This is a genomic window from Agarivorans sp., from assembly GCF_050295395.1.
Classification (GTDB): domain Bacteria; phylum Pseudomonadota; class Gammaproteobacteria; order Enterobacterales; family Celerinatantimonadaceae; genus Agarivorans.
The window spans coordinates 1-25,381 of the sequence record NZ_JBNKPP010000297.1 but is presented as its reverse complement, the minus strand read 5'-3'; the positions used below and the strand labels follow the sequence as shown (position 1 = coordinate 25,381).

22 protein-coding genes are annotated in these 25,381 nt (G+C 45.3%); 10 read left to right on the top strand and 12 right to left on the bottom strand.

The genetic code is table 11. The features are described 5' to 3' along the window. Positions 1-101: 101 nt before the first annotated feature. The 5 genes from oppF to ACQY6Q_RS17785 form a co-directional block, all read right to left on the bottom strand. Positions 102-1,094, bottom strand: coding sequence for a murein tripeptide/oligopeptide ABC transporter ATP binding protein OppF (gene oppF, locus ACQY6Q_RS17805; protein WP_427983504.1), 993 nt, complete (start codon positions 1,092-1,094; stop codon positions 102-104). 1 nt (position 1,095) lies between these two features. Further along, complete coding sequence (oppD, locus tag ACQY6Q_RS17800; protein WP_427983502.1) at positions 1,096-2,070, bottom strand: oligopeptide ABC transporter ATP-binding protein OppD; 975 nt, start codon at positions 2,068-2,070, stop codon at positions 1,096-1,098. Positions 2,071-2,085: 15 nt separating this feature from the next. Next, positions 2,086-2,994, bottom strand: a complete 909-nt coding sequence (gene oppC, locus ACQY6Q_RS17795) for an oligopeptide ABC transporter permease OppC (RefSeq protein WP_427983500.1) — start codon at positions 2,992-2,994, stop codon at positions 2,086-2,088. Between the two features lie 9 nt (positions 2,995-3,003). Further along, positions 3,004-3,924, bottom strand: coding sequence for an oligopeptide ABC transporter permease OppB (gene oppB / locus ACQY6Q_RS17790; RefSeq protein ID WP_055734764.1), 921 nt, complete (start codon positions 3,922-3,924; stop codon positions 3,004-3,006). A gap of 97 nt (positions 3,925-4,021) precedes the next feature. Beyond that, positions 4,022-5,650: an ABC transporter substrate-binding protein gene (locus ACQY6Q_RS17785; RefSeq protein WP_427983498.1), complete on the bottom strand. Its 1,629-nt coding sequence runs from the start codon at positions 5,648-5,650 to the stop codon at positions 4,022-4,024. A gap of 565 nt (positions 5,651-6,215) precedes the next feature. Between ACQY6Q_RS17785 and adhE the strand changes: the two genes are divergently transcribed. Continuing rightward, entirely contained in the window at positions 6,216-8,891 is a 2,676-nt protein-coding gene (adhE, locus tag ACQY6Q_RS17780) for a bifunctional acetaldehyde-CoA/alcohol dehydrogenase (protein ID WP_427983496.1), read from the top strand. A 566-nt stretch (positions 8,892-9,457) separates the two neighbouring features. On the opposite strand, the gene ACQY6Q_RS17775 is transcribed toward adhE, so the two are convergent. After that, positions 9,458-11,176 (bottom strand): hypothetical protein, encoded by a 1,719-nt coding sequence (locus ACQY6Q_RS17775; protein ID WP_427983494.1) that lies wholly within the window; start codon positions 11,174-11,176, stop codon positions 9,458-9,460. Between the two features lie 108 nt (positions 11,177-11,284). Beyond that, positions 11,285-13,372, bottom strand: coding sequence for a carboxylesterase family protein (locus ACQY6Q_RS17770; protein WP_427983493.1), 2,088 nt, complete (start codon positions 13,370-13,372; stop codon positions 11,285-11,287). Positions 13,373-13,617: 245 nt separating this feature from the next. Here ACQY6Q_RS17770 and ACQY6Q_RS17765 point away from each other — a divergent pair, with 245 nt between their 5' ends. Beyond that, positions 13,618-14,340 carry a DUF3108 domain-containing protein gene (locus tag ACQY6Q_RS17765; RefSeq protein ID WP_427983491.1) on the top strand — a complete coding sequence of 241 codons (723 nt, stop codon included), beginning with the start codon at positions 13,618-13,620 and terminating at the stop codon, positions 14,338-14,340. On the opposite strand, the gene ACQY6Q_RS17760 is transcribed toward ACQY6Q_RS17765, so the two are convergent. After that, positions 14,337-15,299 carry a LysR substrate-binding domain-containing protein gene (locus ACQY6Q_RS17760; RefSeq protein ID WP_427983489.1) on the bottom strand — a complete coding sequence of 321 codons (963 nt, stop codon included), beginning with the start codon at positions 15,297-15,299 and terminating at the stop codon, positions 14,337-14,339. The genes ACQY6Q_RS17765 and ACQY6Q_RS17760 overlap by 4 nt on opposite strands. A gap of 91 nt (positions 15,300-15,390) precedes the next feature. Here ACQY6Q_RS17760 and ACQY6Q_RS17755 point away from each other — a divergent pair, with 91 nt between their 5' ends. From ACQY6Q_RS17755 to ACQY6Q_RS17725, 7 genes are all read left to right on the top strand, one after another. Then, positions 15,391-15,609 carry a DUF1127 domain-containing protein gene (locus tag ACQY6Q_RS17755; RefSeq protein WP_427983488.1) on the top strand — a complete coding sequence of 73 codons (219 nt, stop codon included), beginning with the start codon at positions 15,391-15,393 and terminating at the stop codon, positions 15,607-15,609. A gap of 468 nt (positions 15,610-16,077) precedes the next feature. Continuing rightward, positions 16,078-16,911, top strand: coding sequence for an SDR family oxidoreductase (locus ACQY6Q_RS17750; RefSeq protein ID WP_427983486.1), 834 nt, complete (start codon positions 16,078-16,080; stop codon positions 16,909-16,911). A gap of 196 nt (positions 16,912-17,107) precedes the next feature. Next, the gene (locus ACQY6Q_RS17745) at positions 17,108-19,126 is read left to right on the top strand and encodes a methyl-accepting chemotaxis protein (protein WP_427983484.1); all 2,019 of its coding nucleotides are present in this window, start codon (positions 17,108-17,110) and stop codon (positions 19,124-19,126) included. Positions 19,127-19,229: 103 nt separating this feature from the next. After that, the gene (locus ACQY6Q_RS17740; protein ID WP_427983483.1) at positions 19,230-20,105 is read left to right on the top strand and encodes a TraB/GumN family protein; all 876 of its coding nucleotides are present in this window, start codon (positions 19,230-19,232) and stop codon (positions 20,103-20,105) included. Positions 20,106-20,171: 66 nt separating this feature from the next. Then, on the top strand, positions 20,172-20,315 hold the full coding sequence (locus ACQY6Q_RS17735) for a DUF3149 domain-containing protein (RefSeq protein WP_083481716.1): 144 nt from the start codon (positions 20,172-20,174) through the stop codon (positions 20,313-20,315). Positions 20,316-20,387: 72 nt separating this feature from the next. Beyond that, positions 20,388-20,963, top strand: a complete 576-nt coding sequence (gene smrA, locus ACQY6Q_RS17730; RefSeq protein ID WP_427983481.1) for a DNA endonuclease SmrA — start codon at positions 20,388-20,390, stop codon at positions 20,961-20,963. A 23-nt stretch (positions 20,964-20,986) separates the two neighbouring features. Then, positions 20,987-22,474: a carboxypeptidase M32 gene (locus tag ACQY6Q_RS17725; protein ID WP_427983479.1), complete on the top strand. Its 1,488-nt coding sequence runs from the start codon at positions 20,987-20,989 to the stop codon at positions 22,472-22,474. Between the two features lie 45 nt (positions 22,475-22,519). On the opposite strand, the gene ACQY6Q_RS17720 is transcribed toward ACQY6Q_RS17725, so the two are convergent. Then, on the bottom strand, positions 22,520-22,834 hold the full coding sequence (locus ACQY6Q_RS17720) for a hypothetical protein (protein WP_427983477.1): 315 nt from the start codon (positions 22,832-22,834) through the stop codon (positions 22,520-22,522). Positions 22,835-23,094: 260 nt separating this feature from the next. Between ACQY6Q_RS17720 and ACQY6Q_RS17715 the strand changes: the two genes are divergently transcribed. Then, positions 23,095-24,186, top strand: coding sequence for a ketoacyl-ACP synthase III (locus tag ACQY6Q_RS17715; protein ID WP_427983475.1), 1,092 nt, complete (start codon positions 23,095-23,097; stop codon positions 24,184-24,186). Positions 24,187-24,210: 24 nt separating this feature from the next. Here the strand turns inward: ACQY6Q_RS17715 and ACQY6Q_RS17710 are convergent, their stop codons facing one another. From ACQY6Q_RS17710 to ACQY6Q_RS17700, 3 genes are read right to left on the bottom strand one after another with little or no spacing between them, the layout of a single operon-like run. Beyond that, positions 24,211-24,651 (bottom strand): lysozyme inhibitor LprI family protein, encoded by a 441-nt coding sequence (locus tag ACQY6Q_RS17710; protein ID WP_427983473.1) that lies wholly within the window; start codon positions 24,649-24,651, stop codon positions 24,211-24,213. Further along, a complete protein-coding gene (locus ACQY6Q_RS17705; RefSeq protein ID WP_427983471.1) occupies positions 24,632-25,222 on the bottom strand; it encodes a histidine phosphatase family protein in 591 nt (196 codons plus the stop codon). Before ACQY6Q_RS17705 ends, ACQY6Q_RS17710 begins: the two co-directional genes overlap by 20 nt. Continuing rightward, complete coding sequence (locus ACQY6Q_RS17700; protein ID WP_427983538.1) at positions 25,219-25,362, bottom strand: adenosylcobinamide-GDP ribazoletransferase; 144 nt, start codon at positions 25,360-25,362, stop codon at positions 25,219-25,221. The genes ACQY6Q_RS17705 and ACQY6Q_RS17700 overlap by 4 nt, the downstream gene beginning before the upstream one ends. Between the last annotated feature and the right edge of the window lie 19 nt (positions 25,363-25,381).

The window sequence follows — 25,381 nt, the reverse complement described above, 5'->3', positions numbered from 1 at the left end:
AGAGATTTCAACAAAGGCATGCTAGCCACAAGCGGCCAGCTACAGTAAAAACTCAAAAAAAAGCCAGCATTAACGCTGGCTTTGATAGCTGGGAGGGCGACTTAGCCAACACTGCGATGGATACAACTCACCGAATGCTGCTCATCACCGAGCAACTGCGGCTTGGTTTTAGCACACTGTTCGGTGGCGATTGGGCAGCGCGTGCGGAATACACAACCAGAAGGAGGATTAATTGGCGAGGGTAAATCCCCTTCCAATAGTTCGATGGTTTTATTGCGTTCCAAATCGGGATCTGGAATTGGCACTGCAGACATCAAGGCCTTAGTATAAGGATGGGTGGGCTGGTCAAACAAGGCTTTGGCCGTGCCCAGCTCCACCGAGTTCCCCAAATACATCACCAATACGCGATCAGAAATATGCTTCACCACCGATAGATCATGAGCGATAAAAATCAGGCTCAAGCCCATTTCTCTTTGCAGCTCTTTAAGCAAGTTAACCACCTGCGCCTGAATCGATACATCTAAGGCCGATACCGGCTCATCACAGATGATCATCTTAGGCTCAAGAATCAGTGCTCGGGCAATCCCGATACGCTGACACTGACCACCTGAAAACTCATGCGGATAACGGTTGATCACGTTGGGTAATAAGCCCACTCGCATCATCATTTTCTGCACTTTTTGTTTCACTTCAACTTTGCTTAGCTTGGGGTAAAAGGTGCGCAATGGTTCAGCGATGATGTCACCAATGGTCATTCTCGGGTTCAGCGAAGCCAAAGGATCTTGGAAAATCATTTGGATTTCTTTGCGCTTTTCACGCAACTGCTTTTGGTCTAATTCGGTAAGATCCTGGCCTAACCAAACCACCTTTCCGGCTTCGGCTGGCACTAAACCAATCACAGCTCGGGCAAAGGTAGATTTACCACAACCTGACTCGCCCACTACACCAAGGGTTTCTCCTTCATATAATTTCAGAGATACACCATCTACCGCCTTTAGCGTGGCGGGAGAAGTCCAAGGCAAGGCCTTGGCATTTTTTATTTTAAAATGAACCTTTAAGTCCACCACGTCTAGTAATAAGGCTTTATCACTCATCTTATAAGCCTCCTTCTAAATGGAAATTGTCATGGCAAGCCCGTTGCCTTTGCCCAGCAAACTGAGTAAGCGCTGGCGTTTCTTGGCGGCAACGCTCACTAACTCGGTGGCAGCGGTCTTGGAAAGGACAACCCTGAGGAAGCTTCAACAAGTTAGGTGGATTACCCGGAATAGTCGGTAAGATTTCGCCTTCTGTATCTAAACGAGGAATCGCTTTTAACAAGCCCTCGGTATAGGGATGGCTAGGTTGATAAAACACTTCTTTGGCGGTGCCATATTCCATGGTACGCCCGGCATACATGACTAATACCTTGTCACATAAGCCCGCTACCACACCTAAGTCGTGAGTAATCATAATAATGGCGGTATTAAATTCGCGTTTAAGTTCGTTTAATAACTCCATGATCTGAGCTTGAACCGTCACATCTAAAGCGGTAGTGGGTTCGTCGGCAATCAACAATTGTGGGCGACACAACAGTGCCATAGCAATCATCACCCGCTGGCGCATGCCACCAGAAAACTCGTGAGGGTACATCGCCATGCGTTTTTCAGCCTCAGGCATCTTCACCGCATCCAGCATTTTTACCGCCTCAATATGGGCTTGCTGATTGCTCATGCCTTTGTGTAGACGCAATACCTCTTTAAGCTGCTCCCCTACTTTCATATAGGGGTTGAGTGAGGTCATCGGGTCCTGAAAAATCATCGCAATTTTTTCAGCACGAATCGCATTGAGTTGCTGCTCTGGTAGGTTTAACACCTGTTGGCCATTAAACAAGGCTTCACCACTAATGGTGCCGTTTTTAGCCAATAAGCCCATTAACGCAAAGGCGGTTTGACTTTTACCCGAGCCAGACTCCCCTACAATGCCGAGGGTTTGTCCTGCCTCCAGAGAGAAGGTTAAATCATTGACTGCGGTAACACTGCCTTCTGGGGTAGAAAACTCCACTCGAAGGTCTTTAACATTCAATAAACTCATTACTCTTCCCCTGGCCTAGCGATCTTTAGGATCTAAGGCATCACGTAAACCGTCGCCCACATAGTTAAAACTAAACAAGGTCACCACCATGAAGGCCGCAGGATAAAGCAACTGCCAAATGGCGATTTCCATAGTTTGCGAACCGTCTTGAAGTAAGGCGCCCCAAGAGGTCATTGGCTCTTGTACACCCAAGCCTAAGAAGCTTAAAAACGATTCGGTGAGGATCATTTGCGGTATCAGCAAGGTGGCATAAACCGCCACAATACCCAGTACATTAGGTACGATGTGGCGAGTAATAATCTTCCACTTAGATACCCCACACACTTCGGCCGCTTCAATGAACTCTTTGTTTTTCAAACTCAAGGTTTGACCACGTACAATCCGCGCCATGTCTAACCATGACACCGCACCAATCGCGACAAATACCAAGAAAATATTGCGACCAAAGAAAGTGACCAACAAAATCACGAAAAACATAAAGGGAATGCCGTAAAGAATCTCCAGCAAACGCATCATCACTCGGTCAACAGTTCCGCCTAAAAATCCGGAGGTTGCACCGTAAAGCGTACCAATTAGTACTGCTACAAAAGCGCCCATCACCCCGACCATCAGCGAGATTTGCCCACCTAATAAAGTACGAACAAACATATCGCGACCTAGCGAGTCAGTGCCAAAGTAGTGGCCACTTTCTATCGAAGGCCCCTGATGCATGGCACCCCAGTCGGTATCGTCAAAAGCAAATTCGCTTAAGTGAGAACCAAAAACCACTAACAGGGTAATGACCAATAAAATGCCCAAGCTCACCATCGCGGCACGGTTACGCATAAAGCGCATACGCGCGTCCTGCCACAAGCTACGGCCTTCAATCTCTAATTTATCGGCGAATTCACTAATGGCTTCGCTGTTCTGTTTATTATCTAACATGGCAGCCTCCTAGTAGCGGATTTTCGGATCGATGAAGGCATAGAGAATGTCGACGATCGCGTTAAATACAATAGTGAAAGTACCGATCAAAATAGTTAATCCCAGTACTAAAGAATAATCACGGTTAAGCGCACCATTAACAAACAACTTACCAAAACCAGGTAAGCCAAAAATGGTTTCAATCACCACCGAACCAGTAATAATGCCCACAAAGGCTGGCCCCATATACGACACCACGGGCAACAAGGCCGGACGTAAAGCATGGCGCAGAATGATATAGCGGTAAGGAAGACCTTTGGCTTTGGCGGTGCGAATAAAATTGGAGCTAAGCACTTCAATCATGCTGCCACGCATAATCCGAGCAAATGAGGCAACATATAACAACGACATACCCAACATGGGCAAAATGATGTATTGCCAATGCCCACCGTTCCAGCCGCCCGCTGGCAGCCATTGCAACTTAATCGCAAAAATAAATACCAAGGTCGGCGCGAGCACAAAGGAAGGCATCACCACCCCGGCCATGGCCGTGGACATAATGGTAAAGTCCATCCAAGTATTTTGTTTTAAGGCTGCCAATGTCCCCACCGACACCCCCATTAATATGGTAAAGATGAAAGCGATCGAGCCAATTTTGGCAGACACCGGCAAGGCCTGAGCAACCAACTCATTCACACTGTAATCTTTATATTTAAATGATGGTCCTAGATCGCCTTGAACCAAATTGCCCAAGTAAGAGAAATACTGCTCTAAGACTGGCTTATCTAAACCGTACTTGGCTTCAATATTAGCCAATACTTCAGGCGGTAGTGAGCGCTCACCAGAGAAAGGGCTTCCCGGGGCAAAACGCATCATAAAAAAGGTGATAGTAATCAATACCAACAGCGTTGGTATGGCTTCTAACATTCGTTTTAAGATGAACTTAATCATACGATTTTCCAGCTTTTGTATTGTTGTTACGCAAACATTTTAGCAACAACAAAATAAGGCACCCTGCATGCAAGGTGCCCTATCAAATACCCATCAACTATTCAGCGATGATGTAAAGGTCTTTAGAGTAAACTTTATCTTCGGCGTTATTCATTGGATAACCACCTACGGTAGGTTTAACCAAACGCGCATTCACATAGTGATAAATTGGAGCCAACGGCATGTCTTGAGCGAGCTGAGCTTCGGCTTGACGATAATTGTCAGCGCGTACCGCGTCATCCACCGCAGCCATCGCTGCATTCATGAAGCCATCGTATTTTGGACTATTGTAGAATTGGTCGTTATTACCGTTGTTGCTTTGCATCAACGACAAGAAGGTAGACGCTTCGTTGTAATCACCACACCAACCGGCGCGGGTCACATCGTAATTACCATTACGGCGATTATCGAGGAAGGTTTTCCACTCTTGGTTTTCTAAGTTAACTTTAACACCCAATGTTTTTTTCCACATTGATGCCACCGCAATAGCGATTTTCTTGTGGTTTTCACTGGTATTGTAAAGCAAAGTGAATTCTAAAGGTTTGTCTTTGCCGTAACCCACTTCGGCGAGCAACTCAGCCGCTTTGGCGTTGCGCTCTTTCTGCGTCCAAGTCGCGTATTCAGGTGTATCAAAGTGCAAGCCCGCGACTTTCTGATGAGCGAAGTTATAAGCGGGTAGCTCACCTTTACCTACGATGTACTTAGCCACAGCATCACGATCAATCGCGTAAGACAGTGCTTTGCGCACTCGAACATCATCAAATGGCGCTTTTTTATTGTTAAAACCGTAGTAGTAAGAACATAAGTACGGCGTCACTTTTAACGACTCAGGCTGCTCATTTTGCATACGCTTAAAGTGCTCATTGGCCATTTCGTAAGTCATGTCAATTTCGCCAGCCAAGAAACGGTTCATGTCAGTCACTTGGTTTTCGATGGGCAGGTAAGTTACTTTGTTAATAACGGTGTGCGCGTTATCCCAGTAGTGCTCGTTACGCTCCATCACAATTTTTTCGTTCACAACCCACTCGGCCACTTTATACGCGCCATTACCAACAAAGTGCTCTGGCAGTGTCCACTTATCACCAAACTCTTCTACAGTAGCGCGGTGCACTGGTTTTAAAGTGGTATGTGAAGTCATCGCCACGAAATAAGGCAGCGCTTGTTCTAATTTAATCTCGAGGGTGTAGTCATCTAGCGCAGTTACCGCTAGTTCTGAGGCTGGTTTTTTTCCGTCAATAATGTCGGCGGCGTTAACCATGGTGGTCATTTCTAAGTACCACGAATATGGGGCTGCAGTTTTAGGGTCAACCGCGCGTTTAAAGCTATATTCAAAATCGTGGGCTGTAACAGGATCACCATTTGACCACTTAGCATTTTTGCGTAAGTGAAAAACAAAAGTCTTGTTGTCTTTAGTTTCCCATGACTCAGCAACACCAGGTACTAAATTGCCATCGCCATCTTGGTTGACTAAACCTTCTAGTAACTCACGAATTACGTTTGACTCTGGCACACCTTCAGTTTTATGAGGGTCTAAAGAGGCCGGTTCTGCGCCATTACCACGCACCAACTCCTGTACAGCAGCAAGTTTTACTCCGGCTGGAACGTCGGCAGCAAACGCAGTGGTAGCCAAAGAACTTAGTACAGCTGCGCTGATAAGGCTGACGGCTAAAGATTTAGCAGTTTTCATTTTCATCTCCATATTAACGTGCTGCTCAAAAAACCAACAGCAACGAAATTTCCATTCACTTTACATGAATATTAAATCAGTACATTATTCTAAAAAAGCACACTCCAGCGCAAGATGCTACACCTGAATCAAATAAACAACAAATAATCCGTTGCTATTTATCAGATCTCGTTCTCATTTATACTTGCGAAAAAACGGGTTTTTATTGTTAATTCACTAGGTTAAGCTAGGATGTGAAATTTTCATCAAAAGAAATGGTTATATTTTACACAGAATCACCAGTGTTGATTTTACAATCAATATAGACTTTCAGTAAATAATTTACAGTTTTTGCTGAGACACCCTGAATAACAGAAATTGTTGTAATATTTTTTAGTGATTTATTTACATTTGTAACTTAGCAACACATGATCTGGATCAAGCTGTACCTCTAAAGGGCTACCTATAATTGCCAGCGAAAGTTAATTACTAAACCAGTCGCTCGGTGATTTGCAGTCTATACTTTGGCAGTTGAACAATCAGTGTAGGTTTACTAATTAGTTTTAGTTTAAATGAGGAGAACAGGATGCCTGTAGGTAATATTGATGAGTTAAACGCAATGGTTGCACGAGTAAAGGCAGCGCAAGCTGAATTTGCTTCATACAGCCAAGAGCAAGTGGACAAAATTTTCCGCGCTGCGTCACTCGCTGCTTCTACAGCACGTATTGAACTAGCTCGTATGGCGGCTGAAGAGTCTGGCATGGGCATTATGGAAGACAAAGTGATCAAAAACCACTTCGCTTCTGAGTTCATTTACAACAAATATAAAGATACTTTGACTTGTGGCGTTATCGAGCGCAACGACGAAGGCGGTACTATTACTATCGCTGAACCAGTAGGTATCGTTTGTGCTATCGTACCCACCACCAACCCAACTTCTACTGCTATCTTTAAAGCGCTTATCAGCTTGAAAACGCGTAACGGTTGTATTTTCTCTCCACACCCACGTGCTAAAAACGCCACTAACTTCGCGGCTAAATTAGTATTGGATGCGGCTGTTGCTGCGGGTGCACCAAAAGACATCATTGGTTGGATTGACCAACCTTCTGTAGAACTATCAAACGCACTAATGAAGCACGACGACATCGCTCTTATTCTTGCAACTGGTGGTCCAGGCATGGTTAAAGCTGCTTACTCTTCTGGTAAGCCTGCGATTGGTGTTGGTGCGGGTAATACACCTGTAGTTATCGACGAAACTGCTGACGTTAAACGTGCTGTTTCTTCAATTCTTATGTCTAAAACCTTCGATAACGGCGTTATCTGTGCTTCTGAGCAAGCCGCCATCATCGTTGAGTCTAAGTACGATGAAGTTATCGCTCGCTTCGCTAAATACGGCGCAGCGGTACTAAGCAAAGCTGACGCAGACAAAGTACGTAAAGTACTAATGATTGACGGCGCGCTAAACGCAAAAATCGTTGGTCAACCTGCATACAAAATCGCTGAGCTTGCTGGCGTAACTGTACCTAAAGCCACTAAGATCCTTATCGGTGAAGGTCTAGAAGCTTCTTACGATGATGAGTTCTCTCACGAGAAACTATCTCCAACCCTAGGTGTTTACAAAGCCAAAGACTTTAAAGACGCAGTTCGTCAAGCGGGTATCGTATTAGATATCGGTGGTGTAGGTCACACATCTGTACTTTACACTGACCAAGATGCAAATGCAGACCGCATTGCTTACTTCGGTGACAAAATGAAGACCGCTCGTATTCTTATTAATACGCCTTCTTCACACGGTGGTATTGGTGACCTTTACAACTTCGAATTAGCACCTTCATTAACTCTAGGTTGTGGTTCTTGGGGTGGTAACGCGATTTCTGAAAACGTAGGTCCTAAGCACCTAATCAATAAGAAAATTGTTGCTAAGCGAGCTGAAAATATGTTGTGGCATAAACTACCAAAATCTATCTACTTCCGTCGTGGCTCACTTCCAGTAGCAATGGACGACTTAGATGGCAAGAAACGTGCAATGATCGTAACCGACAGCTTCTTGTTCAACAACGGTTACATCGATGACCTACGCGCCATCCTTAAAGACAAAGGCATGGAAGTAGAAGTATTCCATGACGTTGCAGCTGACCCAACTCTTTCTATCGTAGAAAAAGGTGCAGCAGCGTGTCACAGCTACCAGCCAGACGTAATTCTAGCGGTTGGTGGTGGTTCACCAATGGATGCAGCGAAAATCATGTGGGTAATGTACGAGCACCCAGAAACTGACTTCGCTGACCTATCAATGCGCTTTATGGACATCCGTAAACGTATTTACAAATTCCCTAAAATGGGTTCAAAAGCTGAATTAGTATGTATTACTACTACTTCTGGTACTGGTTCTGAAGTAACGCCTTTCGCGGTTGTAACTGACGACAAAACTGGTCAAAAATACCCACTAGCGGATTACGAACTAACGCCAAACATGGCTGTTGTTGATGCTAACCTAGTAATGGATATGCCTAAGTCACTATGTGCTTTCGGTGGTTACGATGCGGTTACTCACGCTATGGAAGCTTACGTTTCTGTACTAGCTAACGAATACTCAGACGGTCAAGCTCTACAAGCACTTAAGATGCTAAAAGAGTACCTACCAAGCTCTTACGAGAATGGTAAAGCTGACCCAATTGCTCGTGAAAAAGTACACAATGCTGCAACTATCGCTGGTATAGCGTTTGCCAACTCTTTCCTAGGTGTTTGTCACTCAATGGCTCACAAACTAGGTGCTGAGTTCCACGTACCACACGGTCTAGCGAACGCCTTGTTACTGACCAACGTGATTCGTTACAACGCAACTAACACGCCAACTAAACAAACTGCGTTCTCTCAATACGACCGTCCTAAAGCACGTGCTCGTTACGCGGAAGTAGCTGAGCACTTAGGTTTCCGCGAAGGTAACACTGAAGCGAAGCTAAATGCCCTACTAACTTGGTTGGAAGAGTTGAAAGTAGCATTGAATATTCCACTATCTATTAAAGATGCTGGCGTAAACGAAGCTGACTTCCTAGCGAAAGTTGACGAATTAGCGGTAGACGCGTTCGACGACCAATGTACTGGTGCTAACCCACGTTACCCATTAATCAGCGAACTTAAACAAGTTCTACTTGATTCTTACTACGGTCGCCCTTACACCGAAGGTCCAGACAGTGCTGACGCACTAGCTAAAGAAGTAGCTAAAAAACCTGCTATTAAAAAAGCAACAAAGTCTAAAGCTTAAGCGCTAGACTCGCTAGGTAAAACCATTACCTAGCAAGCTTAAAAAACCGAAGTCTCTGTGGGCTTCGGTTTTTTTATGCTTACATCAAACTCGCTAAGCCGCTTTATCACTTACCTTGTTAATGCTTTAAGCCTTCCCTTAACACTTCCTCAAAGCCCCCCTCTACATCAGCATTAGTTTTATGCCCCTTCAACTAGCGGCTCATATAAATTCACCACTGCAAGATAACAGTGGCTTCTATGGCTGACGCTATACGCCGCTCTGCTCTATTTAGCCACCACAACACTCTGTAAATGAGTAAATAAGGTATTTGAATAGCCGCGCTTTAAACGGTTGCTGAATACACTTAGCACCTAATCCTTAATGCTAAACAATTTGATGCTAGGAGCGAGTTAAATAGCCTTATGCTACAGCGGAACACATGCTTAGCCCACCAGCCCAACAAAGGCTTAGCTTAGGTAGAACACGCTAAAGGGAGAGGATGAAATAAGAAAGAGGAAATAAAAATAACCGCATTAAACAAAAAAAGGGAGCGACTCGCTCCCTTCTCAAGCTAAATTACCGACCTAAAAACGGTAACCAAAGTTAAGTGTGAAAGCATCACGGGTTGGGCCTTTGTTATAAATCGCCGTCACATTGTAGTGCTTGCCAAGTTGCTTATTAAAGCCGATTAAATAAGCCCAAGAATTAAGTTTAACCCCTATGTCATAAAGAAATTCACCATCCAAGGCATCTACGTTACCTAAGCTGCCAGTCATCTTTGAATCGAGTGCTTGATACTCGGCGCCAATTAAGAGCTGGGCGCGATAATCGACAAACTGATAACCCAACATCGGCTGTGCCACAAACAAAGTATCGCCCCAATCATTCAAACCTTCTAAACGAGTTTTAGCAAAGCTCATATTCACCGAAGCAAAATACTCGCGATAACCAACGGCTAGAGTGGTGCCTAAGCCCACAACATCGTAATCTAAGTTCAATGGCACTCTTAAGCGGCCCGGGTCACAAAACGGTAGACCATTTTCTGCCAGAGTATTACATACTCCGGTACCCAAACCAGGCACTCGGCTATTTAGGGTATCCTTTACCTCATTCATCGTATTAGCGGTGTAATCGGCATCTATCTCTGCGGTAACATTAATTTTGCCTAGAAAGCCATACACGTTCCAAAAGGGCAATATGTAAACATCACCACGCAAACTTACGCTTTCAGCGCTGACATCAGCAAAGCTTTTATCGGGGTCAAAATCTTTGTCCAGATTCACCATGCCCAGCGAGCCTAAACCTAAATCAAAGGATGAAAAACCAAAATTCATCTGCTGGTTACGATAAGCCACGGAAATGCCGTAAGGCAATGGTAAGTCAATACCTTGGCGGCGCACTAAATCCCCCATCAAAGGAAATAGTCTGTCAACTTTAACGCGTTTTTCCAAAATACGCGGGTCAGAGACATAATTTAGTTTATCTTCGTCCTGTACCACGGTCCCCAGAACATCGTCGTAAAAAGCCACCGGCGTAACCACCACATTTAACTTAGCGGGTTGATTTTTATAACTCCCCACAGCGGTAATGGCTTTGCTTTCTACGATAATTCGGCCATCGGCCAGATAATCAAACACAAGATCTTGTTTATAATGATCTACGAAGTACTTTCCATATTCAAAAGGCTCGGTGTTGGTAACAGTCATGGTGGTTGGTGAGCCATCAACTACCTTAATTTGCACATGCATGAAGCGGAAGTAGGCAATATCTTGTGGTAAGGCGTATTTAGAGTATTGAAAAGACACCAAAGCAATGTGCTCATCAACCTCGGTAACTTTCACCGTTGAACGGTCAAAACTCTCGGCATACTGACGTAGCTTATACTCAGTCTTGGTTAAGTTTTCGATGGAATCCAGAGAATTACTTTCGTTTAACGTTGGCTCATCCCCTTCGCCATCAATATCACGCTCAAAATACTTAATTCTTAAGTCAATGTTACCTTTGCCATCAGTACTTTGTACTAAAAAGAAGCTGGACGTCGATACGTCTTCGCCCACCGTGACTTCTTTCATCACATGTTCAACAATATGGTCACCTTGGCTTAAAGAGCTTAAGCCAAATTTGGGTAATTCCTTAGGAATACCATATTGCTTAAAGATATCGGCGCTTGTGTCATCCTCAGTATCTTGTTCTGCCCTCAACGGTGCAGCCATCAATAAAGCCATCATCGTCAGGCAAATTGCCACCGTTTTGGCCATCATCGCCAAGTTCATTTTTTTTCGTAAATATGATGACAACACCATATATCCTCCATGGATAAATTTGCCTGCTAATTGTTAAACATCAGCCTAATTATTTAAATAAAACTCAAAAACGCATTTTTAAGCTGTAAGCACAGCCCCTAGCAAGGGCTAATAAATCGCTTCACAAATCCCAGCCATGGCTTCGGGATCTTCTCCAACGTTCACGATGCTTTCCCAGTCATCAACTGAAACCACTTCTCCTTGCTCTTCGCCATTTACAGTCACATTACGCACCATTAATACGTTGTCCGTGGTTTGGCTGTAGTTGTAATTCTGGAAAAGGGCTTCACTGAACCACAATCTAGATACTGTTTTCATTAAGTCTTTATCTTTTTGCTTTGGCACAATCTCGGTGCCGCGCTCATTGTAAAGGCGGTTAAAAATAAAGGGCACTTCAGCCTTGTTACATGGTTTACCACCAAAACAACTTAAATTACCTAAAGTACCAAAAAACGAATCATCCAATACGTTGGTATTAAAGCTCGCTTTGTAGTCAAAATGATAGAGCGTCGCTAAACCATTAGCAGCGTTGCGTTGCACGTAGTCCCTAGCGGCACACTTAAACAACAACTGATTATTTAATGCATTGAACTTACTCATATTCTCGGTAACGCCGGCTAGATTGGTATCATCATCTACCGGCGCAAAATCTTGTAACGCTAAGGCTGAAATATGATCCAAGTGGATAATCGACGACAAAATCGCATACACCGGAATGTTAACGCTTTGGTCACTATACGGAATGAAGTTGTCGATACCAGCCGGTAATACCGCGCTATCCAGTAAAGACATAATAATATCCAGTAAGTTAACGCCCGCGATTTCGAGGTTAATCACAAAGGGGATTTTAAAAGCAGCAGTGTAAGAATTAGAATCATCACTATTAAAGCCTACCACTGCTGGCACCTTTAAGTCGCTATCAATAGCTTGTTCGCTGACATGGTAACCCAAGTAGTCAGCATACTCTCTACAACCTAAAATACCCTCACGAATACACTCACGATGGCTTTCGAGATAAGGAGCAAACGCCAGCATTTTAGCTCGTGGCTCAATGCTTGCGATGTCGGCACCATATTTCAGGGCCAAACGCGCCCCTATCACCGCCAAGTCGTCACCAGCGTCAAGGCCGTCTAACACATCGCTTACCAGCTCTTCAATCAAGCCATCTGGCAAGCCAAATAAACGACCGGTAAACTCTGATTTAACTTTTGACTGCACCTCTAACAGCTCAGCGATAGTTAGCTGCGCAAGCTCTCTGTCTGGGAAGAGTTCAGTAATAGCATCTTCCACGCTAACCGAGCTATTTTCGGCCAATTCGTAACTACGAAACGGTAGGCCAAATGGCAAGCTCTGCATTATCGCTTTGTGAAAGTAAACGCCTGCTACGTTGTCCACACCTAAGGTGTCTAGAGCCGGATCGGGTGTTTGCTGTAATACACTAATAGAGGTAGCGCCAGCGCCTTGGCCAAATACCGTTACATTTTCAGGGTTACCACCAAAGAATTTAATGTACTGATTAACCCATTGTAGGGCGCGTTTTTGATCGCCAATACCAAAATTACCTCCTTTGGTATCGCCGTTATCGTCAACCCATAAACTTCCCAACAAACCAAGACGATAGTTAAAGGTTACGGCAATAAAAGGACTGCTACGCTCGCCTCTATTGGTATCTAAAATACTTTGGGCCACCACCACATCGGGAATAATATCAGCGGCCTGACCCGAGCCAGCCTCAAACGACCCGCCATGGATATAAACATAAACCGGTAAGTTATCAGACGCAGACGTCCCTGCAGGACGCCATATATTTAAATTTAAACAGGCTTCAGAGTTTGGCAGCTCGGTTTCGAGCTGCGGACAAACATCACCAAACTTAGTGGCATCAACTGGTTGGTTTAGCGCTGCTAGGCTAGTCATAGGTAACAGTTGACTATGCTCAAAGCGCTCGGCATAAGCATAGGGAATGCCCTTAATCACCTCAATTGCGCGAGAAGTGTTCAAGTCATCTAGTGCGGTTACTGCTATCTCTTGTTTAAGGGCGAGTACATCTACCCCACCAGCACGAAACTCAATAGTTTCTTCACCAGGAACTTCAGGTGGTGGATCAGGAGTAAATTCAAGGGATGAATCATTATCGCTGCAGGCCGTAAGGACAAGACCGAGCAAAATAGCTAACGAATGCAACTTCCATTTCATAAAAAACCTCTGCGATTAAATCCATTTAAGCTAACGCTCATTGCTACTAATAATAATCCGAATTGGAGTAAACATCAGTAAATAAAAGCACTTAATGTAAATATCGCCTTCTAAACAAGCGTTGGCCTTAGCTAATCTTTCCAGCAACGACTTCACTTGCACGCTATCACTTGGAAACGCTACACTGTTTCATGGCCTTCCCCGCTAACGACTATAATCTTATAGTCATCAAATGAGTCTGTCTTATGCGCTTATTAAAAATTGTTACCATTTTTTGTCTAGGCTTCAGCGCTCTTAGCTACGCCAAAGTCCTCCCTTTTGAAGCCGAGTACAAAGCTGATTTTAAAGGAGTTCCGCTAGCAAAGGGCTATCGGCAACTATTAGATTTAGGTAACGATATATATCAAATTAGAAGTACCGCTACGGCGCTTGCTGGCGGGCTAAAATACGATGATACCTCGCGCTTTACCTATTATCAGGACAACGTAAAAAGCTTGGGGTTTGTGCATAAACAAGAGAGCTTATTTAGCAGTTTAAGCGCCGTTGGCCACCCCGACAGACAGGGTGGTTTGGTGGTTCAGGTTGACGGCCAACACCACCATTTTGAGGCGCCAGAAAATGTTCACCAGTTGCTCGATGCCGCGGGCTTTTCGGTGCAACTACAAAACGATTTAAAAAAAGGACTTACCGATCTCCACTACTATTACAATATGCTTGATGAAGTGGATAACTATCGCTTTCATGTAATTGCCGAAGAGGCAATTACTACCAGCTTGGGCACCTTTGACGCCCTAAAGGTTGAACAGAAAAAAGGCGAGAATCGACGCACTTGGTTATGGCTTGCCCCCGAACTAGATTACCAATTAATTAAAGCTGAAATTGTGCGCAATGGCAGTACTTGGGCAAGCTTGGAAGCGACCCGCATCGACATCACTGCTGAGCATAAACTGGCCCAAAGTTCACCTTAATTGGGGCCACAACCAACCTGTTGCCCCGCATTCACAATCAGGCTTTGCTGGCGCTGCGATTCGCTTTCAGCCCAAAACTCTAGCGCTTGTTGGCTTATCCAAGCGTTAAACTGTTTAATTTTCTCACGGTTAAAATACGGCTCTGGTGCCACTAAATAGTAACTGTATGGTGGTTTTACCTCGACCTTCGACAATTTAATCAACAAACCTTGCTGAATATATCTCCAAGCCAAACTGTGGCGAACCAAAGCGATACCTTGTACTGCCAGAGCGCCCTCAATCACCATATGTGTACCCTGATATTTCAAGCTGGCTTTCGCCTTACGATGGTCAAAACCGGCCAATTCCAACCAATACTGCCAATCCATGTCAGGCCTTGTATCTTCAATGAGGGTATGTGAACTCAAGTCATTCAAGGACAAGCTAGGATGCTGTTGTAAGTAAAGTGGGTGACACACCGGATAAAGGTGATCGTCCATCAGCTTTATCGACTGTAAATCTGGGTACTGCCCTTTACCGTAGCGCACACACAGGTCAACTCGCTCTTGGCGAAAATCAACCAAGCTATCTTTAGGCATTAACATCACCGATAGCTCTGGGTGCTGCTGACTAAACTCCCCCAAACGCGGCACTAGCCAATGTTGCGCAAAAGATGGCAATACCGACAAAGACAAACTATTGGGCTCGGGATCTTGGCTAAGCTGGCGAACGCCATCCTGTAGCTGACGAAACCCCTGCTGAGTGTAGTGATAAAGAATTTGACCTTCGGCAGTGAGAACGACTTTTCGATGTTGCCGCTCAAACAGGCGCAGCTCCATGCGCTCTTCCAACTGGCGAATTTGTTGGCTCATAGCCGCAGCACTCACATACAAGCGAGCCGCAGCCGCTTTAAAACTGCCCAATTCGGCAGCCATGTAAAAATAGTAAAGCCCTTGTAAGGGTGGCATGCGCTCGCTCACTTAAGTTTTCCTTAACTCAATGTCAATTTTCATCGTTTGTCAGTCTAGCTCAAGACGGGTTAATTTTTAAGCCACAACAAGGAGAACAGCCATGAATACTATCTGTGAAAAAACAAGCCAATGTAAACCAACTACCTTCAAGTTAATTCAACTAAAGTTAATCAAACTAATAAATAAGTTAGATGAACTGATAATAAGACGGAAAACGCGGCGCACTCTAGCCAGCTTGCCCGACTACCTATTAAAAGACATTGGAGTAACACGCGCAGAAGCGCAACATGAAGCAGCTAAGTCTTTTTGGCAAAAATAGCTCAAAAGATGACATTAGCTACCTCTTACCAGGCCTTAGCGCCAAAGCGAGCATCCATGAATAATGAAAGCTCAGAAGTGAGCGCCCGCTTTCACTAATCATGTTGATGCCCGCTAATCGATTTTTAAGTTTAGACTCAAGCATAATCAGTCAACTGGTCGCTCTTCTGCTAAACGCCAAACGCATACCAAAAGGCGTCGAAAAGCTCTCTCCCAACCTGGGCTGTAAATTTGTTCCCAAAGCCGCCAGTCAACTCAATATCGCTTTGCTTAACGACAAAAAACCGCGACTAGCAACTCGCTTTCCAAAACAAGACAAGGCGGTAACCCTCGCAGCCAGATAAAAAACAGCCAATAGGCGTAATCAATTTGCACTAGGTCGCTAGTTCATTCAACATTAGTCACTTATTAAGACAAATTGAAAATCAAGGGCTTAATAAGCCCTTTGACAAACAATACAGGACATCGCTTGAACCCTTCCTTTAAAACCATCCTGATTACCGGCTGTAGCAGCGGTATTGGACTCTATTGTGCTTGCCAACTGCAGCAACGAGGCCACCGAGTAATCGCTTCTTGTCGCCAACTAAGCGATGTAGAAAGACTGCAACAAACTGGACTGCCAGCGATTCAGCTGGATTTAGCCTCTGAGAGTTCAATTGAACAAGGCTGGCAACAAGCCTTAAAGCTGGCTGAAGGGAAAATCGATGTATTATTCAATAATGGTGCCTATGGTCAGCCCGGCGCTTTAGAAGATCTGCCTACCCAAGCGCTACGACAACAGTTCGACAGCAATTTTTTTGGCTGGCATCATTTAAGCCGTATCGCCCTCGCACATATGCTGCAGCAGCAACAGGGAAGGATTATTCAAAACAGTTCAGTATTGGGTTTGGTCGCAATGAAGTATCGCGGCGCTTATAACGCCAGCAAATTTGCTATTGAAGGCTATACCGATACACTCCGTTTAGAGTTGGCCGATACTCCAATACAGGTGTCACTAATCGAGCCCGGCCCCATTACCAGCGCCTTTAGAAAAAACGCCAAAGCGGCATTTTTAAAGCATATTAAGGTCGAGCAGTCTCGCCACCATAGTACTTACCAAAAAACCTTACAACGTTTGGATAAGGAAGGCCCCAGCACCCGTTTTACACTGCCTCCAAGCGCCGTCTATAAAGCGCTTTTACACGCCATCGAGTCACCTCGCCCCAAAGCACGTTACTATGTGACTTTTCCTACTTATTTGTTTGCCTATTTACGCCGCGTATTACCTGTCTCATTATTAGATGGCATTTTAAAGAAGAGTTAAACCAGTATGGCTAGGGATATATAGCTCACTAGCCAATACTCATCACGCCAGCCTTATCGCAACATATTCGCAACATTTATACTACACTATAAAAACCCCCTTCGGTCCTGCAATTAAGTCAATAACCTGATAAAAAATAAGGCTTTAATTGCTAATAGGTTTGCCATATAAGCTAAGGCAGAGATGAGGAATGACTATGACGATGCCCTCCACTGAGTCCGCCACAGAAAAAGTAGCGGCTCATCAATCCTTACGTGGCAAATTTCTGTTCTTCTCGCTGTTACTCACCTTGCTGATCCTTAGTTGTGGCGCGATTGGCCTTAAATACATTAACCAAGTGGGTGAGTCAGGGAAAAATGCAGGTATTACTTTCGCCCCACAAGTCGATGCCACAATGGAAATAAAACTGTTAGCCACCGAAGCCCACCTTCTGTTCAAGGATATTATTAATGGCGAAAGTGATAAAAACGTTGAACAGGTATGGTCGCTTCTAGAACAAGCGGACTGGTATGCGAAGGCGCTGTTAGAAGGAGGAGCTAACGACGAAGGTGACTTCATCGCCAGTGACGACGCTCAGGTGAGACAAGCGATGCAGGAAGTCATCAAAGATATTGAGGTCTTTACTCAAGTGGCGCAGCAGCGTTACCAGACTTATTCCAACTCCACATCTGCTGGCAGTAGTGAAGACCAACAATTTGATCAACTTTACCAACAGCTACAAACCACCTTAGTCGATTGGAAAGAGCAATCGAAGCAACAGTTCTTATTGAAAAATGTTAATTTTCTCGGCGATGCGCGCTACCTGCTGGCAAATGGTCATCTGTTTTTAGAAGAACGGTTGTCAGGTGATGATGAAAATACTCCAGAAAGTATATTGGCTAATTTTCACCAAGCCGAACAGGCTATCACAAATGCCAGCGCCAGCCCCTCCGTCGACAAAGCCAAACTGCTAAATCAGCTAAAAACCTTCATTGCCACCTCGCAACACCGGCTCGATACCTACCTAGGGCAAGCCCAGCAAACTCAGCAATTAATCCAACAATTTGACCAAGCCTTTAGCCACTTTATCAGCCAAGCCGACAACGCCGAAACAACAGTGCAGCAGTCCATGCAACAGGCAATGCAACAAATTAATCAACAGAGAAACCGAGCCATTATCAACCTTTCCATTTTAATTGCCATTTCAGTCATCACCAGCATTCTCCTCGCTCTGTGGCTGTCGTCAAAAATGATCACCCAACTTAACACCGCGCTAAGTTTTTCACGCGCTATTGCTCAAGGCGATCTAAGCCAAACCATCCAGAGTCAGAGCAAAGATGAAATAGGTCTACTCAGCGGCGCTTTGCATAACATGAACGGGCAATTAAAAACGCTGATTAGCGACGTTTCCTTGTCTAACTCGCAAGCGCAACAAGCCGTCACCAGTATTATCGAGGTATCTAATCAAACCAAGCATGGTGTAGAACAACAGCAAACAGAAACCACCCAAGCCGCCACCGCCATTACTGAAATGTCTACAACGCTGAATTCGGTAGCAGAAAATGCTCAGCAAGCCGCCAATGCTGCAGAACAAGCCAATGAGTTAGCCGAAAATGGTCGCGATACCGTGCAGCAAGCGGTTAACACAATTGAAAAACTAGCCAATGAGGTGACCAAGGTTACGGAGGTCATCGACTCCTTGAGTGAGCGCAGTGAACAAGTTGGCACCGTGGTTGAAGTCATTGGCAGCATTGCCGAGCAAACCAATCTATTGGCATTAAATGCAGCTATTGAGGCCGCCCGAGCAGGAGAACAAGGTCGCGGTTTTGCTGTGGTAGCGGATGAAGTCCGCTCGCTTGCTCAGCGCACCCAACAATCAACCCAACAAATCACCGAGATAATTTCAGGCTTGCAACAAGGTTCCCATCATGCGGTTAAGGTAATAGGCGAAACAGCTGGCTTCGCACAAAACAGTGTTGGCCAAATTAGCTTGGTAGATGAAGCACTATCGGGTGTAAAACGGGCGGTCAGTACCATCACCAGTATGAACGAACAGATTGCCAGCGCCTCTGAGCAACTAGGTGCCGTAGCCAACGAGATAGACCAGAACATGGACAATATCAACCAAGTCTCTGAAGACAATACCTCAAGAGTGCAACAGCTGGCAGACACGGGTGCCAAACTCGCCAGCGTGATGAATGATATGCAACTAAAAATAGCGCGTTTCAGATTCTAAGCATCGCACTTAGCAAAACTCCCATATGGTACTAACAATTTAAGCTGGTTGAATCGAGCTCACATGGTAAAGTTGCATGATAAACTTGCTCAATGGATTAACTATGAAACCTTGGATGCGCCGTCTTAGCTCATTGCTGCTAGTATTATCAAGCGGTCAGTTAGCCGCCGAACCCTCACTCTGGCTAGCGACTAAAAACCAACAACAACTCTATTTATTTGGCTCTATTCATATCGGCAGTGAGCAGTTTTACCCTCTCCCAGACACTTTTATTCAAGCTTTCGAACGCAGCCAACGATTAGTGATCGAAACCGATGTTAGCAGCCTAAGCGCCAGTGACCGCAAGCTATTACAAAAAAGCACTCAGCAGCCAACAGGCCGCTCACTCGCTGACGACATGGGCCCTGACTACCAACAAAAACTGGCGAAAATCAGCCAACAGTTGGGGCTCTCCTCTAGCATGTTTGACAACCTGCAGGCTTGGTATGTGGCAATCATGCTTAGCCAACTGCAAATGCAGGCCTTAGGTTATCAAACTGAACTTGGTGTAGACTTGCATTTCATTGACCAAGCCAAACATAACAACACCCCTATTTATCAGCTAGAAAGCTTCGCCGAGCAATTAACCACACTCAAGCAGCTAGCCACTATTCAAACGCCTCTCCTTGAACAAACCATCGATGACTTTGAACATATTCCCCGAGTATTCGAACAGTTGGTGAGTTATTGGAATGAAGGTCAAAATCAACAACTGATTGCGCTGCTAAAAGATGATCCGATGTTCCAACAAGATGCAGAATGGTTATCTGAAGCGCTGTTATACCGGCGCAATCGCCACTGGATCAACCAGCTCACACAACTAGACGGCACCAGTTTTGTTGTTGTTGGAGCAATGCACCTCTATGGCAAAAAAGGCTTACTCAACGAGCTTACACAGCTGGGTTATGTAATTCGTGAAGTCGATCCAACACATCTTTGAGCCATATCAATTCGTTTTCTGCTGGTGGTTTTATGCTCAACTAAGGCATACAGCGGAGCAGCTATTATGGACCTTTGGTTAGATTTACTATTTGGCAACAGCATCGGTTTAATGTCGATTGGGGTGATCACTTGCACCATCGCCCTTATGATTTTTTACAGCTACTACTTTATTAAAAAAATCCGTCAAAGCGACGACTCACACAAATAAGCTATTTCAGCGGTTGCACCGCTGGCGCCAGTCATCTATAAAGAAGGAACTTCGATGTTCAGGAGTTCTTTTATGTCTGATGAATTTGATCTGTTTCAGCAAGAAGTTGCCGGAATAAAACCGCTAAAACAAGACGCCGTAATGTCGGCTAATGTAGCGCTAAACGAGGCCGCCAAACAGGCCAGACAACAAGCCGCAGAACAACATCGCGCTACGTCTCAAGATTACCTCTCACTCGATCAGGTCAAACTGCTTCATCCTGATGACATCGTGTCATTTAAAAAGACCGGTTTACAACAAGGCGTATTTAAGAAGCTACGCTTAGGTAAGTACCCCATTCAAGCCACTCTAGATTTGCATAAGTTTCGCCTAGAACAGGCTAGAAATGAAATTGTTAACTTTATTAAGCAATGCCAGAAACTCAACATTCGCAGTGCCTTGATTATTCCCGGCAAAGGCCATAATAGTGCTCCACCAGCGTTATTAAAAAGCTACGTGAGTCAATGGTTACCACAAATAGATGCGGTGCTAGCCATTCACAGTGCACAAACCATGCATGGCGGAAGCGGAGCCATCTATATTTTGCTTAAAAAAAATGAGCAGCAAAAACTCGATAATCGCGAGCGCCACGCTCGCCGCTTAGCCTAAACTAAGCAGCAAAAGGAACCATTATGAATAAGCCCAATGCTTATCAACAACTTAGCCAACATTTTCAGCAGCTTGCAAAACTGTCCCACTTAAATGCCATTACTAGCTGGGATCAGGCCACCATGATGCCCGATGGCGGCAATCAGGCACGTGCCGAAGCACTGGCCGAACTGGCGGTGATCATCCATGAAAAATCAACTCAGCCTCAGCTTGAAGAATGGCTAGAGCAAGCTAAATCGCAAAACTTAACCTCAGTTCAACAAGCCTCATTACGTGAAATGGAACGCAGCTGGCGCAATAGCACCGCCCTACCCGCCGATTTGGTCAAGGCCAAGTCGCTAGCAACGGCGCGCTGCGAGCACGCCTGGCGAGAACAGCGTAAAGCCAATAACTGGCAAGCCTTTCAAGTGAACTTACAAGCAGTGATGCAATTAGCCATAGAAGAAGCGCAAATCCGCGCCGATATAAGTGGCTTAAGTCGCTACGATGCGATGCTGGATCTCTACGAGCCGGGCATGCAAATGCAACGCTTAGACCTAGTGTTTGGTGAACTACAAACTTGGCTACCGCAGTTAATTCAAGACGTTGTTGATAAACAAGCCTCTTGGCCAAAACTAAGCCAATACGGGAACTTCCTCAGCGAACAACAGAAACAGCTGGGCCTAGCGGTGATGCAAAAGCTACAGTTTGATTTCAACCATGGTCGCTTAGATGTGAGCGCCCATCCCTTCTGTGGTGGCGTGCCCAGCGATGTTCGAATTACCACCCGCTATGAAGAAGAAGATTTTACTCGTTCACTAATGGGAATAGTTCACGAAACCGGTCATGCCCGTTATGAACAAAACCTGCCTCTCGACTTAGTTGATTTACCGGTGGGCCAAGCCCGCTCGATGGGGATCCACGAAAGCCAAAGCTTGTTCTTTGAAATGCAACTCGGACGCAGCCAAGCCTTTGTTGAACAGCTGCATCCCTTAATTAAACAACACTTAACACAGGCTAAGCACATGCCGTTAAGCGAACTGCAGCAGCATTACCTTAGCGTTAAGCCCGGCTACATACGGGTAGATGCCGACGAGCTGACCTATCCAGCCCATATCATGTTGCGTTATCAACTAGAGCGAGACCTGATCAATCAAGAGATTAAAGTCGCCGACATTCCTGAGTTATGGGACCAAAAGATGCAGCAATACTTGGGGCTATCGACTAAAGGTGATGATAAGAATGGCTGCATGCAAGATGTACATTGGCCAGCAGGTTTAATTGGCTATTTCCCTTCCTATTCATTAGGAGCAATGTACGCTGCCCAGTTCCATGCGGCGCTGGTAAAAGCGAAACCCGATACGCCAGATGCGGTGGCTAAAGGTGACTACAGTGGCGTGTTTGCTTGGCTAAAACAACATATTTGGTCTCAGGCAAGCCTGTATGAAACAGATGAGCTAGTCGAAAGAGCCACCGGTGAAAGCTTAAATCCAGCGTATTTCCAACAGCACTTACGCTCTCGCTATTTGTAAGACATGGGGCAAGGTGTTTGGCCTTGTCCCTTTTGACTCTACCGGCTAATTGACATCCAATACCAACCATTCATCTAGCGATGCTGCTTCTAAGCCGCTAAGCTCACAAATATCGGCAAAGCTCCAAATAAACTGGTCCTTAAAAAAACCGCTAACATCGTCAACCTTTCCATTGACTGCTACATATTTTTTAGGCGCAATATCGCCGACAACCTCGCCACCAAAAGCCAGCATAGTTAAAGGATCTGCATATAAATCAACGGTTAGTTCGAAAAAACGTGTATTATCAGTAAAACTGAACGTTTTTGTTTTATTTATCGTTGCTAGGCACGGGCCTAAATGGGGAACATCACTAGTCATAATAGACCTCGCTTACGTAAACCAGAGAAAAACTACGCATCCCTGTTACATAAATCGACCTCATTATTCTCAGGTCTAGTCCATCAAATAAGGTTAATTATCACACAAGTTAACCTTTAAAACACCAGCTAATTAAAGTTTCTTCAATAAAGCCACAATAATCACAAGTTTAAGACTAGTTTTTCGTCTTGTTTTGCTATTTGTGATGCATCAGGCATAATCCAAAACATTGCACCATGAGCCAGAGAAAAAGATACCCTATGTATAATGCCGAAATTACCGGCTGGGGCAAATGTATGCCCCCAGCCCGCCTCTCTAACCATGATTTAAGCACTTTTCTCGACACATCCGATGAGTGGATTAGTAGCCGCACCGGCATTAAAGAGCGCTGTATTTCCCATGTTGATCTTGCCGATTTAGCTGCTAATGCGAGTTTACATGCTCTCGCCGCTGCAGGCCTAAAAGCAGAACAATTGGATGCCATTATTTTGTGTACTTGTACGCCCGGTACCACAGTGCCTAGTACAGCTAGCCGAGTGCAACAACTATTAAAGGCCAAACAAGCTGCGGTATTTGATATGAACGCCGCCTGCAGTGGCTTTGTTTACGGTATACAAACTGCGGCAGCGCTAATTCAAAGCGGCGCCATGAAACGCATTTTGTTGATCGGCGCAGAGCGCTTAAGTCAAGTACTGGATTGGACCAAACGCGATACCGCAGTTTTGTTTGGTGATGGCGCTGGCGCGGTGATTCTAGAAGCCAATAGCGATGCCGAAAAAGTCGGATTCTTAGCCGCGAAGTTGGGCTGCGACAGCGAAAAACGCGAGATCCTATCGATTGCCGATTTCGGCACCGATCGCCCTCGCTTCTGCGGTGTAGATACCCTGTATAGCTTTCAATTTGAAGGGCCTGAAATCTTCAAACGAGCGGTGAAAGGCATGGGTGAAGCCGCTAGCAATGTATTAATGCAGGCAGAGGTAAACCCTTCACAGCTTAACTTCATTGTGCCTCATCAGGCCAACCTGCGGATCATTGATGCACTGGCTAAACGCATCGAAGCCCCATACGAAAACATCATGATCAACATTGAAAAATACGGCAATACTTCAGCGGCTACCGTTCCAGTAGCACTTTGTGAAGCCTTAGAACAAGGCCGTATTAAACCTGGCGACAACGTGTTATTAGCGGCCTTTGGTGCCGGCTTAACTTGGGGTGCTGCAGTGCTTCGTTGGGGGCAACGAGTAACACCACTGCAAAACAGTAATGCAGAGCTAAACCCTTGTGATAAAACAGCTTTAGAAATACTAGCTCCGGCCATTAAAGGCTGTCAGCAAGCATACGCACAGGCCTAAGCAATAAGCCGCGGCGGCCTCGGTTTAATGGGAGGGCTTAAGCCATTGTTGCAAACGGCTTAAGCTGTTTTCAGTAAGTTTAATTTTGCATAGCAAGTATTGGCTACCAGCCCCGCTACCACTGGCCATCATCTTCATCTCCCAGTTGCACTGACTCTGGCGAAAGCGAACAAAATCATCGCTGGCTTGTGTTAAAGCCAAGCCCAGATCTGCTGCCCCTTCACTGATGGTTTCCAACTCTGCTGCTTGTTGCTTTAGTTGCAACAGTAGCGCTTGCTGCTGTTGCTCAAGTTCTGCCAACTGTAGCTCTAAGCAGCGGTTAAGCTCAGCTCTGTTAGCCTGCTGCCAGCATACATTGCTAGGTTCCTGCGCAGCCGCACTAGCATGAAAACTCATCAGTCCATAAGTGCCAAGTAATATAAGCCAACGGCAGTGAGCAAAAGACTTAACGGTTAACAAATTCAATTTGAGCTCCCTCTGTGGCAAGTTTGATACTCGTTATCGACCCCATGCTAAGCGGCAGCTGGCTCGACTCTGCTAAATCTAAGGCTTGTATGTGGCCCAAAATACAGCGAATAACCCCTGCATGAGTGAAACAAAGCAAGGTTTGCGGCTGGCCAGAGGCATTAAGCTGTTGTTGCAGAGTCTGCCAAAAGTCAGTCACTCGCTGATTAAATTCGGCAACCGTTTCGCCTACCGCACCTAGGCGGTAATTGAGAAAGGCACTCGCCCAAGCATCAAGTTCTGCTCTAGGGATCTGCTGCCAACTACAACCTTCCCACCAGCCAAAATCGATTTCTTTCAGCTCTGGATAAAAGTGAATAGTCGCATCTGGATAAAGCGCTTCAGCCAACTGGCGGCAGCGCAACAAAGGACTAGAGAGGATCTTTTCAACTTGATAGGCGGTTAATAACGGGGCGAGTCTTTCCACCGCCAGCGCTAATTGCGTAGCTTCTGCAGCCATGTCTAACTGCCCATAACAGCAGTTATCTGCAATATCAGGCTGGCTATGGCGGATAAATATAACCCGACTCATCCTGCTAAGACTCCAGTGTTTAACATGGCTAAAGCGCTCAAATAGATGAACAGTTCACTCAGCTGCTGTTGAGCCCCAAGCGCATCGCCAGTATAACCGCCCAACTTCAGCTTCAAATAACGAGCCCATAACAAAGTCACCACGGCGCAAGCCAACAGC